Raw genomic sequence first — 17,088 nt, 5'->3', positions numbered from 1 at the left:
GGGCACGACGGCGGTCCTCCCCGGGGAGGACCGCCGTCGTGTGTCCGGGGCCGCTGCCGGACGAGCATTGACAGAGTCCATTAGGTCTGATTTTGTCCAGCGCCTAGAATGTGGTGAGGCGTGCACTGCAGCCGCCACCACTTTCCCCGCAGTAGACACGGAATTGAGTCCTTACGCATGTCTGAAACCGCAGGCAACACCGCTGTCCGCAGCGATCTCCGCAACGTAGCCATCGTGGCCCACGTTGACCACGGAAAAACCACCCTGGTCGACGCCATGCTCAAGCAGACCAACTCCTTCGCGGCCCACGGCGACGTGGCGGAGCGCGTCATGGATTCCGGCGATCTCGAGCGCGAGAAGGGCATCACCATCCTCGCCAAGAACACCACGGTGTTCTACGACGGCCCCTCCGCCAACGGTGAGACCATCACCATCAACGTCATCGACACCCCGGGCCACGCCGACTTCGGCGGCGAGGTGGAACGCGGCCTCTCCATGGTCGACGGTGTGGTGCTGCTGGTGGATGCCTCCGAGGGCCCCCTGCCCCAGACCCGCTTCGTGCTCCGCAAGGCGCTGGCCGCCAAGCTTCCCGTGGTACTGCTGGTCAACAAGACCGACCGCCCCGACTCCCGCATCGAGGAGGTCGTCAGCGAGTCCATGGACCTCCTGCTCGGCCTCGCCTCCGATCTGGCCGACGAGGTTCCCGATCTCGACCTCGACTCGATCCTGAACGTGCCCGTGGTGTACGCCGCGGCCCGCGCGGGGGCGGCCTCGCTCGAGCAGCCCGCCGACGGCAGCGTGCCCTCGAACGACAACCTGGAGCCCCTGTTCCAGACGATCATCGAGCACATCCCGGCGCCCCGGTACGACCCCGAGGGTGTGCTGCAGGCCCACGTCACCAACCTGGATGCCTCACCCTTCCTGGGCCGCCTGGCGCTGCTGCGGATCTTCAACGGCACGCTGCGCAAGGGCCAGCAGGTTGCCTGGGCCCGCCAGAACGGCGAGCTGAAGACCGTGAAGATCACCGAGCTCCTCGCCACGAAGGCGCTCGACCGCGTGCCCACCGATTCTGCCGGCCCCGGAGAGATCGTGGCCGTCGCCGGGATCGAGGGCATCACCATCGGCGAGACCCTGACCGACGTCGACAACCCGCAGCCGCTGCCGCTGATCACCGTCGACGATCCCGCGATCTCCGTCACCATCGGCATCAACACCTCGCCGCTCGCCGGCAGGGTCAAGGGAGCCAAGGTGACCGCCCGCCAGGTCAAGGACCGCCTCGACAAGGAGCTGATCGGCAACGTCTCGCTCCGCGTGCTCCCCACGGCCCGCCCCGACGCCTGGGAGGTCCAGGGCCGCGGCGAGCTGGCCCTGGCCATCCTCGTGGAGCAGATGCGCCGCGAGGGCTTCGAGCTGACCGTCGGCAAGCCGCAGGTGGTCACCCGGACCGTGGACGGCAAGGTCCACGAGCCCATGGAGCACATGACCATCGACGTCCCCGAGGAGTACCTGGGCGGCGTCACGCAGCTGCTGGCCGCGCGCAAGGGCCGCATGACCAACATGGCCAACCACGGTACGGGCTGGGTCCGCATGGAGTTCACCGTGCCCGCCCGCGGCCTCATCGGCTTCCGGACGCGCTTCCTGACCGACACCCGCGGCTCCGGGATCGCCGCGTCGATCTCCGAGGGGTACGAGGCCTGGGCCGGTGACATCGAGTACCGCACCAACGGCTCCATGATCGCGGATCGTGCGGGCGTGGTGACACCGTTCGCGATGATCAACCTGCAGGAGCGGGGCTCGTTCTTCGTGCAGCCCACCTCCGAGGTGTACGAGGGCATGATCGTCGGCGAGAACTCACGCGCCGACGACATGGAGGTCAACATCACGAAGGAGAAGAAGCTCACCAACATGCGTGCGGCGTCGTCGGACTCCTTCGAGAACCTCACCCCGCCGCGCAACCTCACCCTCGAGGAGTCCCTCGAGTTCGCGCGGGAGGACGAGTGCGTCGAGGTGACGCCGGAGTCCATCCGGATCCGCAAGGTCATCCTCGACGCCAACGAGCGCATGCGGGCCTCGCGGTCCCGCGCCCGCGCCTAGCGCGAGACGGCCCCATGCACGACGACGACGCCGGTACCTCCCCTGTGGGGCGGGACCGGCGTCCGTCGTTCCGGGGACTGCCCGGCGCCGTGGCGGCCGGCGGGGCGGCGGGGATCCTCGGGACCCTGCTCCATGCCCAGCTCCTGGTGGTCGGCGGCGCCCAGCTGCCGGTCGGGGCCCTCGGGGCGCTGCTCCTCGCGTCGAGCCTCTTCCTGCTCAGCGGTCTCTGGGCCCGGAACGTGATCATGAGCGCGGTGTCGGGCGCAGTGGCGTACGGCGTCGTCGCCCTGCTCTCCACGTCCCCCAGGACACTGATCCTGACGGGCTCCTCCGAGATGGCTCCGGGGACGGCCCTGGCCGGGAATCTGTGGTTGTTCGGAGTCCTCGTGGTCACGCTGGTGGCGGTGGTGGTGGGCTCCGTGGTGCTGCGCCCACGGCGCCGGAGTGCTCCTCGTCCCGCGGTCAGTCGGCCGTCCGGTCAGGATGATGCGCCAGCATGATGGACGTGGCCTCGCCGTCCTCGTCGGGACCCCGGCGGACGTACTCGTCGAGGACCGCCTGCAGGCGGCCGAGCAGCTCCGCCCGATGGCCGCGGTTGAGCCGGACGCCCAGTCTCCACACCTCGATCTCCGCCGGCTGCAGTCCCTCGATCTCCTGGAGGAAGGTCTCCACGAGCACGGGAGCGGAGTCGGGCACCCGGCTGCTCCAGGACAACCCGGTGGCGCGGTAGGGGATCTCCCGCGCGCCGCGCTTGCCGCTGCGGGCCTCACCGGCCACGAGGAAGCCCGTGGACAGGAGGGTGCGGACGTGGTGCAGGGCCGTCGCCGGGTTGAGCGCGAGCGTCTGGGCGATCTCCTTGTTCGTCCTCGGTCGGTGGAGACAGAGGCGCAGGATCCGGAGCCGGACGGGCGAACTCAGCGCGCGGGCCCGCGCCTGGAGCTCCTCGTCGCCGTCCATGCCACGATTCTACGGGAGCCGGTGTGACCGATTGGGTCTCCCAATCGCAGCAGTCCGAGGTCCGGGCCGAGGTCTTCGATCCGTCACCTGCCCCGGCCGTCATTCGCCCGGTCGGTCACCTGCCTCGTTCGTCAGTCGCCCGTTAGGTCACCCGGGGGCCGGCGCCGCGGCGCGCGTCGTGGCGGGGCGGGCGGCACGGGCTTCGCCGCGGTGACGTCGTCGAGCAGGACGACGTCGTCGCCGCGCCGGGTACGCACCGTGCAGCTGGAGGCACCGAGGGCCAGCAGGTCGCCGAGGGAGTCCGTGACGCCCCCGCCGATGCGGTGCCGGACGACCACCCTGGTTCCCAGGGGGAGCGTGGCGAGGAACTCACCGGGTGTCTGCACACGTCAAGGGTAGCCGCAGCGCCCCGCCGGCCGGCTCCGGAGGACGCGGGCAGGAGCGCTCGGCGCCGGTGCGTTAAGCTGGAGACCGCACCGAGGAGTGCATCCGCAGACCCAGTCACAAGGAAAGGCGTGGGAAGTGACCTACGTAATCGCGCAGCCGTGCGTCGATGTCAAGGACAAGGCCTGTATCGAGGAATGCCCGGTCGACTGCATCTACGAGGGTGAGCGATCGCTCTACATCCACCCCGACGAGTGCGTGGACTGCGGCGCCTGCGAGCCCGTGTGCCCGGTCGAGGCCATCTACTACGAGGACGACACCCCGGAGCAGTGGGCCGAGTACTACAAGGCCAATGTGGAGTTCTTCGACGAACTCGGTTCACCCGGTGGAGCCGCGAAGGTCGGCAACACGGGCTTCGACCACCCGATCATCGCCGTCCTGCCGCCGCAGAACCAACCCGCGTAGGTGGCGGGCCGGGAGCCGACGCCGTTCGGCCTGCAGCTGCCCGGGTACCCATGGGACTCCATGGCGCCCTTCCAGGAGATCGCGGCACGGCACCCGGACGGCGTGGTGGACCTGTCGATCGGCACGCCCGTCGATCCGACGCCCGCGCTGATCCAGGAGGCCCTCGGCGCTGCCGCCGATGCCCACGGCTACCCCACCACCCACGGGACCCTCGCGCTGCGGCAGGCCGTCAGTGCCTGGTTCGCCCGGCGCAGGGGCGTGCCCGGTCTGGACCCGCAGGACATCCTGCCGACCGTGGGCTCCAAGGAGCTCGTCGCCTGGCTCCCGCTCCTGCTCGGCCTGGGGGAGGGCGACGTCGTCGTGCGCCCCGCCATCGCGTATCCCACCTACGACATCGGCGCCCACCTCGCAGGAGCCACTCCCGTGGCATCCGACTCCCTCGCCGAGCTGCCGCAGGACATCCGTGACCGGGTGCGCCTGGTGTGGATCAACTCCCCGGGCAACCCGACGGGCGAGGTGCTCGACGCCGACCAGCTGCGCAGCATCGTGGACGACGCCCGGGCGCTCGGCGCCGTCGTCGCCTCCGACGAGTGCTACGGCGAACTCGGGTGGGGGCGCTGGGATGCGGCGGAGTCGGGCAGCGCCGTCCCCAGCATCCTGGACCCGCGGGTCTGCGGGGACTCCCACGAGCTCCTGCTGGCGGTCTACTCGCTGAGCAAGCAGTCCAATCTCGCCGGGTACCGGGCCGCCTTCACCGCGGGGGATCCGGCGCTCGTCGCGAGCCTCGTCAACTCCCGCAAGCACGCGGGCATGATCGTCCCGTACCCCGTGCAGGAGGCGATGCGCGTGGCGCTCGGGGACGACGCGCACGTCGAGGAGCAGAAGGACCGCTACCGCCGCCGTCGGGCTCGGCTCCTCCCGGCGCTCCGGGGAGCCGGCTTCACGGTCCACGGCTCCGACGCCGGGCTGTACCTCTGGGCCACGAGCGGGAAGCCGACGTGGGAGACCATCGAGTGGCTCGCCGGACTGGGGATCCTCGTCGGACCCGGCTCCTTCTACGGGGACGCCGGCGAGGGCTTCGTCCGGTTCGCCCTGACCGGCGCCGACGAGCGGATCGAGGCCGCCGTGGCCCGTCTGGCCGGCGCCTCGCCCTGACCCCGGCGCAGGCCGCGAGGGCCGCGGGGAATTAGCGATCATGGGGGGCTGGCGGTAGCGTTTGGCCTGATGCTTGTCCCGGAGTGACACCTGTGCTCCGGCAGAGCGATGACGTGCTGACCTCGTGCCGGCCCCTGAAGGAGAATCAATGACAGAGCAGAATGCTGCGTCCCTCCACTACGACGGTGGTCGGCTCGAGTTGCCGCTGGTGCCGGCGGTGGAGGGCAACAACGGCTACGACGTGTCGAAGCTCCTGAAGCAGACGGGTCAGGTCACGTACGACCCGGGTTTCATGAACACCGCCGCGACCACCTCGGCCATCACCTACATCGACGGCGACGCCGGGATCCTCCGGTACCGCGGCTACCCCATCGAGGAGCTCGCGAAGGGTTCGAGCTTCCTCGAGGTGTCCTACCTGCTCATCTACGGCAATCTGCCCACGCCCGAGGAACTGAGCGCCTTCGACAGCCGGATCCGCCGCCACACGCTGCTGCACGAGGAGCTCAAGGGGTTCTTCGGCGGCTTCCCGCGCGACGCCCATCCCATGCCCGTGCTGTCCTCGGCCGTGTCGGCGCTGTCCACCTTCTACCAGGATTCGCTGGACCCCTTCGACGACGAGCAGGTGGAACTGTCCACCTTCCGCCTCATGGCGAAGCTCCCGGTCATCGCGGCCTACGCGCACAAGAAGTCCATCGGTCAGCCCATGCTGTACCCGGACAACTCCATGAACCTGGTGGAGAACTTCCTGCGGCTCTCCTTCGGCCTTCCCGCCGAGCCGTACGACGTGGACCCGATGATGGTCAAGGCCCTGGACCTGCTGCTGATCCTGCACGCGGACCACGAGCAGAACTGCTCGACGTCGACCGTGCGCCTGGTGGGGAGCTCGAACGCGAACATGTTCGCATCGGTGTCCGCCGGGATCAACGCCCTCTTCGGGCCGCTCCACGGCGGTGCCAACGAGGCCGTGCTGAACATGCTGCGCGACATCAAGTCCCAGGGCGTCAGGCCCGAGGACTTCATGGAGAAGGTCAAGAACAAGGAAGACGGCGTGAAGCTCATGGGCTTCGGACACCGCGTGTACAAGAACTACGATCCGCGGGCGAAGATCGTCAAGGCCACGGCGCACGACATCCTCAGCAGGCTCGGGGGAAACGACGAACTGCTCGACATCGCCATGCGGCTCGAGGAGAAGGCCCTCGCCGACGACTACTTCATCGAGCGCAAGCTGTACCCGAACGTGGACTTCTACACCGGCCTGATCTACAAGGCCATGGGCTTCCCGGAGAAGATGTTCACGGTGCTCTTCGCCATCGGCCGACTGCCGGGCTGGATCGCCCAGTGGCGCGAGATGATGCAGGACCCGCAGACCAAGATCGGCCGCCCGCGCCAGCTGTACACGGGCGAGGGGGAGCGCCACTACCCCGCACGCTGAGCACGGCTTCCGGTGCTGCCCGACGGCGGCCGCCCACCCTCACGGGGAGGGCGGCCGCCGTCGTCGTGAGCGCTGTGGCCGGGTCCCGGGGTCAGTCGTTCCCGGACGACGCGTAGCCCTGCGGGTTGTCCTTCTGCCAGCGCCAGTGGTCCTCGCACATCTGCGCCAGGCTACGGCCCGCGGACCAGCCCAGATCGGCGAGTGCTGACGACGGGTCCGCGTAGCTGACGGCGGCGTCACCGGGACGGCGGGGCGCGAACTCGTAGGGGATGTCCCGGCCCGCGGCGGCGGAGAAGGCGTCGAGGACCTCCAGCACTGAGGAGCCGGTCCCGGTGCCGAGATTCCAGGTGTGCACGCCGCCGTGGGCCACGAGGTAGTCCAGGGCGGCCAGGTGTCCCTCGGCGAGATCCACCACGTGGATGTAGTCGCGCACGCCCGTGCCGTCCGGCGTGGGGTAGTCGTTGCCGAAGATCCGCACCTTCTCCCGCCGGCCGACGGCCACCTGGGCCACGAAGGGCAGCAGGTTGTTCGGGACGCCTGTGGGGTCCTCGCCGATGGTGCCCGACGCGTGCGCGCCCACCGGGTTGAAGTAGCGCAGGAGGGCGATGTTCCAGCGCGGATCGGACGCGCCGAGATCCGAGAGGATGTCCTCGATCTGCTCCTTAGTGCGTCCGTACGGGTTCACGGCGTCCAGGGGGAGCTTCTCCGTGAGGGGCACCTCGTCGGAGGTGCCGTAGACGGTGGCGGAGGAACTGAACACGAGGGTGCGCACTCCGGCGTCGTCCATGACCCGCAGCAGGTTCAGGGTGCCGCCCACGTTGTTGTGGTAGTAGTACAGCGGCTTCTCGACCGACTCGCCCACGGCCTTCAGTCCCGCGAAGTGGATCACGGCGTCCACCTTCTCCTCGGCGAAGATGGCCCGCAGCCGCGTCTCGTCCAGCAGATCCGCCCGATGGAACACCGGGGTGCGACCCGCCAGCGACGCCACGCGCTCGAGGGAGGCCTCCGTGGAGTTCAGCAGATTGTCCACCACGACGACGTCGTGGCTGTTCTCGAGCAGGGTCAGGACCGTGTGGGAACCGATGTAGCCGCTGCCACCGGTGACGAGGATCTTCATCCCTCCATCCTAGGTCGGGTGTCGGCACCGTCGCCCGCCTGCGCCGGGGCGTGACCTGCCTGCTGCCGGACGGTCGCCTGCCCTCTGCCGGACGGTCGCTGCGTGGTGTCGGTGCGTCGCCGGTGGTGTCGGATCGGGGACAGCGCGCGCCCGGACGGCGATCGGGCGGCGTGTCTTGCTGCGACACGCGCGTCGGGTGGCCGAAGTCCCCGGTTGCGGTACGCCCGGCCCGCTCTGGAACGCCGGGCGTCCGGGGTCTACCCTTGGAGCAGCCTGACTGGTCCGAAGGAGGCCCATGTCGTACTCCGACGCCGGCTACAGCGCCTATTTCACGGTCGATACGTCCGAAGTGCTCCTGGTGGCGCTGTACCTGCGCGATTGTGCGGGACTCACGGCGTCGGGGCACCCCACCCTCCCGCCGGCCGTCCCGGCAGTGCGCGTCACGGACCACCATCGCCTCTCGGAGCCGCTGGGCGGGAGCGCCGCACTCCGGGTGGAGTGGGAGGCCTGGTGGCACGGACTGCTCCGCAACCGGATCGTCGACGCCGTGCTTCCGGTCCCGCCCGATTTTGACGCCCTGGACGGCATGGAGGCGCTCAAGGCCCTGCTGCGGGCCCACGTCGGGGCGGCCATGGAGTGGGCGCAGGAACGGTGCGCCGACTACGCGCTGCACGCGGGTTCGCGCGGCGCCGACAGCATGGAGGGCGTGCTCGCCGCGATGCTGCAGGAACGCGAGCTGGAGCTGGGGCGTGCGGCGCGCCGGTTCACGTTGGAGCTGGTGGAGCTCCCGCTCGGCGTCCGGCGGGCCTGGTGGGTGGAGCCCGACAAGCTCCTGCTGGGACAGGAGCTGTTCGACGACGAGAGGTCCTTCCGCAGCTATGTGGAGCCGGTCATCAGGATGCTCGCCTGACGGGGCACCCGAGGAGGGGTACCCCGACGAGAGGCGGGCCGACGAGGGGGACTCCGAGGAGCAGCGGGCCGACGAGGGGTACCCGACGAGCCGTCCGGCGATCGATCTGACGAGGGGTACCCCGACTGCGGCGGCCCGACCCGCAGCGGGACTCAGTCCGCCACGCCGATGGTCAGGGTGGCCGGCTCCGTGGTCGTCATGGTCCAGCCCTCCCCGGTGCGCGTCCACTCCAGGTCCGCGTAGCTGACCGAGGTGATGTGCAGGGCGGAGGCGTTCGCCACGGCCCACTGGGCCACGGCCCAGCCCATGGTCTGCTCCGCCTCCAGGACCAGCTGCCGTCCGTCGGCGGTCCCGCCGAGGGGACCGAAGACCTCGTCCGCGGAGCTGGACACCGAGAGGGCGTCGCCGGTACCGCCCGGCGTGCGGAGCGAGCAGTCGAGGGCAGCCGGTGAGTTCCCGGTCAGTGCCGATGCGAAGGCGCGCCCCTCCGGCTCGTGGTCCGCGTAGGCCTCCGGGTAGGCGGAGCGCTGCACCCGCTGCGCGGCCTCGGTGATGGGCATGGACTCGTATCCGGGTACCTGCACCAGGGCGTCGTAGAAGGCACCCACCGCGTACAGCGGCATCATGATCTGCTCCTCGGTGCCCCAGCCCTGTGACGGACGCTGCTGGAAGAGACCGCGGGAGTCCGGTCCGGCGTCGTCCCCGTAGTCGATGTTCTCCAGCCGTGATTCCTGGAACGCCGTCGCGATAGCGATCGAGGCAGCCCTGGCGGGCAGTCCGCGGTTCACGGCCACCCCGGCGATCAGGGCGGCGTTCTCGGTCTGCGTGGGCGAGAGGTCGAAGGTCTCCGTGCCCACGGTGGCCGTACAGCGCTCGCGGACGAGCATCTCACCACCGCCGGCCTGGTTGACGACCACCGCTCCTCCGACGACCACGAGCAGTCCGGCGAGGACGGCGCCGGTCCATCGCCGGCGGGCACGGGAGCCAGCGCTCGGCGTCATGGGTCAGTTCGCGTGCAGGGCCGGATTGAGGGCGATGCCGTGGCCGGTGCGGGGACGGGCCTCCACCACGCCGGTCGCCGAGTTGCGCAGGAAGAGGATGCCGTCCTCGCCCGAGAGCTCGCGGGCCTTGACGAACGAGCCGTCCTGCAGCATCACCTTGGTGCCGGCGGTCAGGTACAGGCCCGCCTCGACCACGCAGTCGTCGCCCAGGGAGATGCCCACCCCCGACTCGGCGCCGAGCAGACAGCGCTCGCCGAGCGTGATGCGTGCCGTCCCGCCTCCGGAGAGCGTGCCCATGATCGAGGCTCCACCGCCGATGTCCGAACCGTCGCCCACGACCACGCCCGCCGAGATGCGGCCCTCCACCATGGAGTGGCCGAGCGTGCCCGCGTTGAAGTTCACGAAGCCCTCGTGCATCACGGTGGTGCCCTCGGCGAGGTGTGCGCCCAGGCGCACCCGATCGGCATCCGCGATCCGCACGCCCGCCGGGACCACGTAGTCGGTCATGCGGGGGAACTTGTCGACGCCGTGGACGGCCACGGGCCCGCGGGCGCGCAGGGCGGCGCGGACGGTCTCGAAGCCCTGGACGGCGGCGGGTCCGTGATTGGTCCATACGACGTTGGCGAGCAGGCCGAAGATGCCGTCGAGATTGATCGTGTTGGGCCGTACGAGCCGGTGCGAGAGCAGCTGGAGCCGCAGGTAGGCGTCCTCGGTGCTCGCGGGGGCGGTGTCGGGATCGATGGTCAGCTCGACGACGCGCTGGGTCACCTTCCGGGCGTCGTCGGCACCGTCCCGGGCCAGACCTTCCAGGGTGTCGCGGAGTTCCGTGTGGTCGGGCGCCGCGTGGTCGGTACCGGTGCTGGTGTCGCCGGCGGGGTCGGCGCCGTCCGTCGGGCGAGGGGCCTCCCGGAGCCAGGGGGCGGGGAACCAGGTGTCGAGCACCGAACCGTCGGCCGCCATCGTCGCGAGACCGGTTCCGCCGGCCGAACGCCGGGCACCGTCGGGGGAGGGGGTGGACATGGGGGAAGTCATGGCTGCAGTCTACCGAGCGATAGTGTTGCGCCATGATCCAGACCCCTGCCCCGGAGCTCGACCCCACCTCCGACGTGGCCCAGCTGACCGCCCGCCTGATCGACATCGGGAGTGTCTCGGGCAACGAGGAGGCCCTCGCCGATGCCGTGGAGCAGGCCCTGAGGGGTCTCGACCACCTCGAGGTGGTGCGCGACGGCGACTGCGTGATGGCGCGGACGACGCTCGGGCGTGGCGAGCGCGTGATCCTGGCCGGTCACCTCGACACCGTGCCCCTCCCGACGACGCCGGGCGCGCGCGGCACGGTGCCCTCGACCTGGGAGGGCGGGACCCTGTACGGCCGGGGGGCCACGGACATGAAGGGCGGCGTCGCGGTCCAGCTGGCGCTCGCCGCCGCGCTCACCACCCCGAGCCGGGACATCACCTTCGTCTTCTACGACCACGAGGAGGTCGAGGCATCCCTCAGCGGCCTGGGCCGGGTGGCCGTATCCCGTCCCGACTGGCTGGCCGCCGACTTCGCTGTGCTGCTCGAACCGACGGACGGCACGGTGGAGGGCGGATGCAACGGCACCGCCCGCTTCGACGTCCGCATCGCGGGGAAGGCCTCCCATTCCGCCCGCGCCTGGATGGGTGTGAACGCCATCCACGGGGCCGCCGAGGTCCTCGTGCGCCTCCGCGACCACGAGCCCGCCACCGTGCACGTGGACGGCCTCGACTACCGCGAGAGCCTGAACGCCGTGAGGATCACCGGGGGAACGGCCGGCAATGTCATCCCCGACAGCACCGTCATCGAGGTGAACTACCGCTTCGCGCCGGACAAGACCCCGGACGAGGCGGAGGCGTACGTGCGGACGCTGCTGGAGGGCTTCGACGTGGAGCGGACGGATACCGCGGCCGGCGCCCGTCCCGGGCTGCAGCACCCCGCGGCAGCCGCCTTCGTGGCAGCCGTCGGCGCCGATCCGAAGCCGAAATACGGCTGGACCGACGTGGCCCGCTTCAGTGCCCTCGGCATCCCCGCCGTGAACTTCGGCCCGGGGGACGCCCTGCTGGCGCATACCGACGACGAGCACGTCCATGCCGACGCGATCCGTGCCTGCCTCGACGCGCTGCTGACCTGGCTGACCTGACCTGGCTGGCCTGACTGGGCCGACCCGATCAGACCGGCTAACGAAGCCGGCCCGATCAGTCGGGCTCGACCCGGCCGGTCCGATCAGTCCGGTCCGATCAGTCCGGTCCGATCAGGGTCCGGCCGCGTCCGCGGTGAGGAGTAGGCTCAGGTCGAGGCGGGGTCCATCACGACCACGTCCTTCGCGGGCCTGCGGACCCTGGTCCGGAACGTCAGGAGGGAGGACAGCCGCGTGGCCAGGCTGGACAGCGCGAAGTTGATCAGGATGAAGATGGTCGCGGCGACGAGCAGTGACGGGATCACATTGCCCTCGCCGACCCCCAGGCGCCTTGTGTACTGCAGCAGCTCCGGATAGGTGATGATGTAGCCGAGCGCGGAGTCCTTCAGGATGACGACGAACTGGCTGATGAGGGCGGGCAGCATCGCGATCAGCGCCTGCGGCACCTCGATGTTGCGCAGCGACTGGTTCCGGGTCAGGCCGATCGCCATGCCCGCCTCGCGCTGGCCCTTCGGCAGCCCGTGGACGCCGGAGCGGACGAGCTCCGCGATCACCGAGCCGTTGTAGAGCGTGAGCGCGAGGATCACGGCGATCAGCGGCGCATCCTGCGGCTCCACCACGCCGGACCGGCCGAGCGCGAGCCAGAAGAAGATCATCATCAGCAGGACCGGGACGGCACGGAGGAACTCGACGACGACGCCGGCGGCCCAGCGGATCGGGGCGATGTGGGAGAGCCTGCCGATCCCGAAGAGCAGACCGAAGGCCACGGAGGTGAGGATCGCGATGCCCGCGGCCTTGAGCGTGTTGAGGAGGCCGGGCAGGATGAAGAACTCCCACGTCCGCGCCTGGAGGAACGGCGTCCACATGCTCGCCGTCAACTGCCCCTTGTCGGCCAGTGCGGAGACGATCCAGGCGAGGAGGGCGAGCACGATCAGGACGCCGACGATGTTGCAGATCAGGATGATCCGGCGCGTACGCGGCCCGGGTGCGTCGAAGAGGACCTGCTGAGCGCTCATCGTGCCACCGCCAGTTTCCGTGAGGCCCAGGTGGTCAGGAGTCCGATGGGGATCACCAGGATCACGAAGCCGAGGGCGAAGGTGAAGAAGATGGGGATCACGAGATCGGACCGGAACTCGATCATGGTCTTCATGAGGCTCGACGACTCGGCCGCGACCGAGCCTGCCGCCGCCACGGTCGAGTTCTTGATCAGCGCGATGAGGACGTTCCCCAGGGGAGCGATGGCCCCCCGGAAGGCCTGCGGCAGGATGATGAGCCGGGCGGCGGGGAGGAAGCCCAGGCCGATGGCCCTGGCTGCCTCGGCCTGGCCGAGGGGAACGGTGTTGACGCCGCTGCGGATGGCCTCGCACACGAAGGCCGCGTGGTAGAGCGACAGGCCGACGATCGCGATCCGGAACAGGCTCAGATTGAGGTCCTGGGCCAGGTTGATCTGCATCACGGAGAACAGTCCGAGGAAGCCGAAGGCGAGGATGATGGTCAGGGGTGTGTTGCGGAAGATGTTGACGTAGGCCGCGCCGAACCACTGGAGGCTCCGGACCGGGGAGATGCGGAAGAGCGCCAGGACGGTGCCGAGGGCCAGCGCCCAGATGGCGGCCCAGAAGGAGAGCTGGATGTTGACCCAGAACGCAGCGGGCACGTCGTACGTCTCGAAGAGGGAGAGATAGTTCTCCACGGATCACCCCGTATCTGTTGAGGAGCATGACCCTGGTGGGGTCACCCGCGCGGGTGGACCCCACCAGGGGACGGACGACTAGGCGCAGTCGTCGGGCTCAGGGGGGTTCAGGTCCTCGTTGTAGCTGTAGTCGGCACCCTCCGTGTTCCTGGTGAGTGCTTCCTCCCAGTCGCCCTCGTCGATCATCTTGGTGATGGCCGCGTTGATGTCCTCGCACCGGTCGCTGTCCTTGGGCAGGCCGACGCCGTACTTCTCCTCGGAGAACGTGTTGCCGACCACCTTGAACTTGCCGGCATTGGCGTCCTGCGCGGCGAGACCCGCGAGGATGATGTCGTCGGTGGTGACGGCGTCGATCTGGCCGCCGCCCATCGCCGTGACGCACTCCGCGTAGCCGGGCTGCTCCACGAGCTGCACACCCGGGTACTGGTCCTTGATCTTCTGCGCCGACGTGGAGCCCGTGACCGAGCACAGGTTCTTGCCCTCGAGATCCTCGGGCCCGGTGATGTCGCTGTCGGTGGGGACCAGCAGATCCTGCCCGGCGATGAAGTACGGCCCGGCGAAGTCGACGGTCTCCTTGCGGGTGTCGGTGATGGAGTAGGTCGCGAAGATCATGTCCACCTGGTCGTTCGCGAGCATGTTCTCGCGGTTCGCGGACGGGGACTCCACGAAGTCGATCTGGTCCTCGGAGTAGCCGAGCTCGTTCGCCACGTACTTGGCGACGTCCACGTCGAAGCCGGAGTACGATCCGCCCTCGTCGTAGCCGAGGCCCGGCTGGTCGAACTTGATGCCGATGCGGACCGTCTCGCCGCCGGCGTCGCCGCTCTCCCCGGAGGGACTCGCGTCGTCACCGCCACCGCAGGCGGACAGGGTCAGAGCGGCTGCGGCGGCCATGGCTGCTGCCGCGTAACGGGTTCTGCGCATTGGATCTCCTTGCGTCGTGGCCTCCGCGGAGGCCGTGAGGTGTACGGGTGGTGCTGGGTCAGTGCGCGAGGATCTTGCCGAGGAAGTCCTTGGCCCGATCGGTCTGCGGACTGGTGAAGAACTCCTCCGGCGTGGCCTGTTCCATGATCGCGCCGTCGGCCATGAAGATCACGCGGTCGGCCGCCTTGCGGGCGAATCCCATCTCGTGGGTCACCACGATCATGGTCATGCCCTCCTTGGCGAGCACGACCATCGCGTCGAGGACCTCGGTGATCATCTCCGGGTCGAGGGCCGAGGTAGGCTCGTCGAACAGCATGACCTTGGGCTGCATGGCCAGCGCACGCGCGATCGCCACGCGCTGCTGCTGGCCGCCGGAGAGCTGTGCGGGAAGTTTCTGCGCCTGGTTCTCGACGCCCACCCGCGAGAGCAGCGACATGGCCAGTTCCTTCGCGGCTGCGCTCTTCATGCCCTTGACCTTGATCGGACCGAGGGTCACGTTCTCCAGGATGGACTTGTGGGCGAACAGATTGAACGACTGGAAGACCATGCCCACGTCCGCGCGCAGTTTCGCCAGGCCCTTGCCCTCCGCGGGGAGCACCTTCCCGTCGATGGTGATCTCGCCGTCGTCGATGGTCTCGAGGCGGTTGATGGCCCGGCACAGCGTCGACTTGCCCGACCCGGACGGTCCGATGACCACCACGACCTCGCCGCGGCAGACCTCCAGATCGATGTCGCGGAGCACATGCAGTTCACCGAAATGCTTGTTGACGTTCTTCAGCTGGACCAGCGGACCCGCCGGGGTCGACGATCCGGTCGGCTGAGGCTCAGGTGTCATGGGAGAAATCTAGCGAACAATCCCGGGGTGTCACTACGCAGCCGCGCGAAGTGGTCAATCGTGATCCAAGAGCAACCAAGCCCGCGGCGCTGCGTGAGGGTCTGCGCCGGGGGTTCGCTAGCCTATGGGGATGTCTTCCTACCAGCGTCCCTCGCCCGACGACGGCAGCGCGTCCTCCGGGCCCGCTGCGTCCACTCCCTCCACCAGGCGCAAGGGGTCCGTGGTCCTGCGGCGTGGCCAGGCGACGGGTGCGCAGGCCGACAGCATCCTGCTGGACGACCATGGTTCGGGCGCCTTCACCCACACGGATCCCTGGCGTGTCCTGCGGATCCAGAGCGAGTTCGTGGAGGGATTCGGGGCGCTCGCCGAGCTGGGACCGGCCGTCAGCGTCTTCGGGTCCGCGCGGACGGCCCGGGAGTCGCGCTACTACGCGATGGGCGAGGAGGTGGGCCGGCTGCTCGTGCAGGCCGGGTTCGCCGTCATCACCGGAGGTGGTCCGGGCACCATGGAGGCTGCCAACAAGGGGGCGTGCGAGGAGGGCGGCATCTCCGTGGGTCTCGGGATCGAGCTGCCATTCGAAGCCGGCATGAACGAATGGGTGGATCTGGGTGTCAACTTCCGCTACTTCTTCGCCCGGAAGACGATGTTCGTGAAGTACGCGAGCGGCTTCGTGGTGCTGCCGGGCGGCTACGGCACACTCGACGAACTGTTCGAGGCGCTCACCCTGGTCCAGACCCGGAAAGTGACCTCGTTCCCGATCGTGCTGGTCGGCGTGGACTACTGGGGGCCCCTGCTCGACTGGCTCCGGGCGACGCTGGTGTCCGAGGGGACCATCGCGGAGCAGGACCTCTCACTCGTGCAGCTGGTCGACACGGCGGAGGAAGCGGTGCGGATCATGACGACGTCGGCGGGGAGCCCGGGCGACGCCTGAGCACCGCGTCCCGCCTCCTCTGGCACCATTGCGGTGTGACTATCTTCCTGGTGATCCTCGCCATCCTCCTTGTGGGGGGAACGGCCCTGCTGGTATCGGGGCGTCCGCTGCCGTCCTGGGCCGGACGGCGTCGTCCCGGCCCGGACGGGGCCCGGTCCGGGCGCAGCGATGTGCCGGGCCGCGACGACCTCGGCCTGGTCCCACCGGTGGCCTCCCTGCCGCCTGTGCTGCTGCCGGCGCAGGTCTCGGCGAGCGACGTCGACGCCGTCCGGTTCGGTCTCGGTCTGCGGGGCTACCGGATGGACCAGGTGGACGAGGTCCTGGACAGGCTGGCCGCTGCACTCACCGAGCGCGACGACGAGATCCTGCACCTGCGTGCGCAGCTGGCGGAGCGGGACGCCGTCCGGTGAGCCCTGCGGTGCTGGGGTCGGACGGCCGGGCCCGGTGCGGCTGGGCCGTCTCCAGCGCAGAGTACGAGCGCTACCACGATGAGGAGTGGGGCAGGCCGGTCCGCAGCGAACAGGGTCTGTATGAACGCCTGAGCCTCGAGGCCTTCCAGTCGGGCCTGAGCTGGATCACCATCCTGCGGAAGCGACCCGCGTTCCGCCGGGCGTTCGCCGCCTTCGACCCGGAGACAGTAGCGGCGTTCGGCCCCGAGGATGTCGAGCGGCTCATGGCGGACACGGGCATCGTCCGGAACCGCCGCAAGATCGAGGCGACGATCGCGAACGCCCGGGCTCTCCTGGCGCTCCCGGCGGGGACGAGCCTCGGTTGTGTCCTCCGGGCGCACCGGCCCCCGGACGGTCCAGCGCCCGTGGATCTCTCGGACGTCCCGGCGAGCACGCCCGAAAGCACCGCCCTGGCCCAGGAGCTCCGGACACTGGGGTTCCGCTTCGTCGGGCCGATCACGGCCTACGCGATGCTGCAGGCCACGGGCTATGTCGACGACCACCTCCGGGACTGCTGGGTGCGCGGCGGGGCCGCGACCGACGGGGACGACGGTCCACCCGGCGACCCGCAGCGGCGATGACCCGCCCGCCGGG

At 69.6% G+C, this 17,088-nt stretch carries 19 protein-coding genes; 10 read left to right on the top strand and 9 right to left on the bottom strand.

The annotated features are described in order from the left end of the window. Positions 1–177: 177 nt before the first annotated feature. Positions 178–2,094 (top strand): translational GTPase TypA, encoded by a 1,917-nt coding sequence (gene typA / locus Q0747_RS02430; protein ID WP_298251654.1) that lies wholly within the window; start codon positions 178–180, stop codon positions 2,092–2,094. Between the two features lie 14 nt (positions 2,095–2,108). Further along, positions 2,109–2,594 carry a hypothetical protein gene (locus Q0747_RS02425; RefSeq protein WP_298251653.1) on the top strand — a complete coding sequence of 162 codons (486 nt, stop codon included), beginning with the start codon at positions 2,109–2,111 and terminating at the stop codon, positions 2,592–2,594. On the opposite strand, the gene Q0747_RS02420 is transcribed toward Q0747_RS02425, so the two are convergent. Next, positions 2,557–3,051 carry a transcriptional regulator gene (locus Q0747_RS02420; RefSeq protein ID WP_298251652.1) on the bottom strand — a complete coding sequence of 165 codons (495 nt, stop codon included), beginning with the start codon at positions 3,049–3,051 and terminating at the stop codon, positions 2,557–2,559. The two genes, Q0747_RS02425 and Q0747_RS02420, sit on opposite strands and share 38 nt — an antisense overlap. Positions 3,052–3,182: 131 nt before the next feature. Next, a complete protein-coding gene (locus Q0747_RS02415; RefSeq protein WP_298251651.1) occupies positions 3,183–3,437 on the bottom strand; it encodes a hypothetical protein in 255 nt (84 codons plus the stop codon). Between the two features lie 136 nt (positions 3,438–3,573). On the opposite strand from Q0747_RS02415, the gene fdxA reads away from it, so the two are divergent. The 3 genes from fdxA to Q0747_RS02400 all read left to right on the top strand — a co-directional run bounded on the left by fdxA (position 3,574) and on the right by Q0747_RS02400 (position 6,487). Next, positions 3,574–3,900, top strand: coding sequence for a ferredoxin (fdxA, locus tag Q0747_RS02410; RefSeq protein ID WP_298251650.1), 327 nt, complete (start codon positions 3,574–3,576; stop codon positions 3,898–3,900). After that, positions 3,901–5,055, top strand: coding sequence for a succinyldiaminopimelate transaminase (gene dapC / locus Q0747_RS02405; protein ID WP_298251649.1), 1,155 nt, complete (start codon positions 3,901–3,903; stop codon positions 5,053–5,055). It begins immediately after the preceding gene. Between the two features lie 148 nt (positions 5,056–5,203). Beyond that, positions 5,204–6,487, top strand: a complete 1,284-nt coding sequence (locus tag Q0747_RS02400) for a citrate synthase (protein ID WP_298251648.1) — start codon at positions 5,204–5,206, stop codon at positions 6,485–6,487. Positions 6,488–6,578: 91 nt separating this feature from the next. Here Q0747_RS02400 and galE read toward each other — a convergent pair whose 3' ends face one another. Then, complete coding sequence (galE, locus tag Q0747_RS02395) at positions 6,579–7,604, bottom strand: UDP-glucose 4-epimerase GalE (protein WP_298251647.1); 1,026 nt, start codon at positions 7,602–7,604, stop codon at positions 6,579–6,581. A 295-nt stretch (positions 7,605–7,899) separates the two neighbouring features. Here galE and Q0747_RS02390 point away from each other — a divergent pair, with 295 nt between their 5' ends. Then, the gene (locus Q0747_RS02390) at positions 7,900–8,514 is read left to right on the top strand and encodes a hypothetical protein (RefSeq protein ID WP_298251646.1); all 615 of its coding nucleotides are present in this window, start codon (positions 7,900–7,902) and stop codon (positions 8,512–8,514) included. 152 nt (positions 8,515–8,666) lie between these two features. Here the strand turns inward: Q0747_RS02390 and Q0747_RS02385 are convergent, their stop codons facing one another. Both Q0747_RS02385 and dapD read right to left on the bottom strand, forming a co-directional pair. Next, on the bottom strand, positions 8,667–9,515 hold the full coding sequence (locus Q0747_RS02385) for a hypothetical protein (protein ID WP_298251645.1): 849 nt from the start codon (positions 9,513–9,515) through the stop codon (positions 8,667–8,669). 3 nt (positions 9,516–9,518) lie between these two features. Continuing rightward, positions 9,519–10,547, bottom strand: a complete 1,029-nt coding sequence (gene dapD, locus Q0747_RS02380) for a 2,3,4,5-tetrahydropyridine-2,6-dicarboxylate N-succinyltransferase (RefSeq protein WP_298251644.1) — start codon at positions 10,545–10,547, stop codon at positions 9,519–9,521. Between the two features lie 32 nt (positions 10,548–10,579). On the opposite strand from dapD, the gene dapE reads away from it, so the two are divergent. Next, positions 10,580–11,671: a succinyl-diaminopimelate desuccinylase gene (gene dapE / locus Q0747_RS02375; RefSeq protein ID WP_298251643.1), complete on the top strand. Its 1,092-nt coding sequence runs from the start codon at positions 10,580–10,582 to the stop codon at positions 11,669–11,671. Between the two features lie 146 nt (positions 11,672–11,817). Here dapE and Q0747_RS02370 read toward each other — a convergent pair whose 3' ends face one another. The 4 genes from Q0747_RS02370 to Q0747_RS02355 form a co-directional block, all read right to left on the bottom strand. Next, positions 11,818–12,684 carry an amino acid ABC transporter permease gene (locus Q0747_RS02370; protein WP_298251642.1) on the bottom strand — a complete coding sequence of 289 codons (867 nt, stop codon included), beginning with the start codon at positions 12,682–12,684 and terminating at the stop codon, positions 11,818–11,820. Beyond that, positions 12,681–13,358: an amino acid ABC transporter permease gene (locus tag Q0747_RS02365; protein WP_298251641.1), complete on the bottom strand. Its 678-nt coding sequence runs from the start codon at positions 13,356–13,358 to the stop codon at positions 12,681–12,683. The genes Q0747_RS02370 and Q0747_RS02365 overlap by 4 nt, the downstream gene beginning before the upstream one ends. Before the next feature lie 78 nt (positions 13,359–13,436). Next, positions 13,437–14,279 carry a glutamate ABC transporter substrate-binding protein gene (locus Q0747_RS02360; protein ID WP_298251640.1) on the bottom strand — a complete coding sequence of 281 codons (843 nt, stop codon included), beginning with the start codon at positions 14,277–14,279 and terminating at the stop codon, positions 13,437–13,439. 58 nt (positions 14,280–14,337) lie between these two features. Then, positions 14,338–15,066, bottom strand: a complete 729-nt coding sequence (locus Q0747_RS02355; protein ID WP_298251758.1) for an amino acid ABC transporter ATP-binding protein — start codon at positions 15,064–15,066, stop codon at positions 14,338–14,340. A gap of 172 nt (positions 15,067–15,238) precedes the next feature. Between Q0747_RS02355 and Q0747_RS02350 the strand changes: the two genes are divergently transcribed. The 3 genes from Q0747_RS02350 to Q0747_RS02340 are packed head-to-tail and all read left to right on the top strand — an operon-like array spanning position 15,239 to position 17,075. Next, the gene (locus Q0747_RS02350; RefSeq protein ID WP_298251639.1) at positions 15,239–16,045 is read left to right on the top strand and encodes a TIGR00730 family Rossman fold protein; all 807 of its coding nucleotides are present in this window, start codon (positions 15,239–15,241) and stop codon (positions 16,043–16,045) included. Positions 16,046–16,080: 35 nt separating this feature from the next. After that, positions 16,081–16,455 carry a DivIVA domain-containing protein gene (locus Q0747_RS02345; RefSeq protein ID WP_298251638.1) on the top strand — a complete coding sequence of 125 codons (375 nt, stop codon included), beginning with the start codon at positions 16,081–16,083 and terminating at the stop codon, positions 16,453–16,455. After that, a complete protein-coding gene (locus tag Q0747_RS02340; RefSeq protein ID WP_298251637.1) occupies positions 16,452–17,075 on the top strand; it encodes a DNA-3-methyladenine glycosylase I in 624 nt (207 codons plus the stop codon). Before Q0747_RS02345 ends, Q0747_RS02340 begins: the two co-directional genes overlap by 4 nt. The last annotated feature ends 13 nt before the right edge of the window (positions 17,076–17,088 follow it).

Source organism: uncultured Arthrobacter sp., from assembly GCF_947493765.1.
In the GTDB taxonomy this organism is placed as follows: Bacteria; Actinomycetota; Actinomycetes; order Actinomycetales; family Micrococcaceae; genus Arthrobacter_D.
This window is presented reverse-complemented; position numbering and strand designations above follow the sequence as displayed.

Excerpts from the sequence above, each read along its gene's own strand:
- typA (WP_298251654.1), top strand. The coding sequence starts at position 178 with ATGTCTGAAACCGCAGGCAACACCGCTGTCCGCAGCGATCTCCGCAAC.
- galE (WP_298251647.1), bottom strand. The coding sequence starts at position 7,604 with ATGAAGATCCTCGTCACCGGTGGCAGCGGCTACATCGGTTCCCACACG.
- Q0747_RS02370 (WP_298251642.1), bottom strand. The coding sequence starts at position 12,684 with ATGAGCGCTCAGCAGGTCCTCTTCGACGCACCCGGGCCGCGTACGCGC.
- dapE (WP_298251643.1), top strand. The coding sequence starts at position 10,580 with ATGATCCAGACCCCTGCCCCGGAGCTCGACCCCACCTCCGACGTGGCC.
- Q0747_RS02385 (WP_298251645.1), bottom strand. The coding sequence starts at position 9,515 with ATGACGCCGAGCGCTGGCTCCCGTGCCCGCCGGCGATGGACCGGCGCC.
- Q0747_RS02425 (WP_298251653.1), top strand. The coding sequence starts at position 2,109 with ATGCACGACGACGACGCCGGTACCTCCCCTGTGGGGCGGGACCGGCGT.
- Q0747_RS02400 (WP_298251648.1), top strand. The coding sequence starts at position 5,204 with ATGACAGAGCAGAATGCTGCGTCCCTCCACTACGACGGTGGTCGGCTC.
- Q0747_RS02420 (WP_298251652.1), bottom strand. The coding sequence starts at position 3,051 with ATGGACGGCGACGAGGAGCTCCAGGCGCGGGCCCGCGCGCTGAGTTCG.
- dapD (WP_298251644.1), bottom strand. The coding sequence starts at position 10,547 with ATGACTTCCCCCATGTCCACCCCCTCCCCCGACGGTGCCCGGCGTTCG.
- Q0747_RS02390 (WP_298251646.1), top strand. The coding sequence starts at position 7,900 with ATGTCGTACTCCGACGCCGGCTACAGCGCCTATTTCACGGTCGATACG.
- Q0747_RS02360 (WP_298251640.1), bottom strand. The coding sequence starts at position 14,279 with ATGCGCAGAACCCGTTACGCGGCAGCAGCCATGGCCGCCGCAGCCGCT.
- Q0747_RS02350 (WP_298251639.1), top strand. The coding sequence starts at position 15,239 with ATGGGGATGTCTTCCTACCAGCGTCCCTCGCCCGACGACGGCAGCGCG.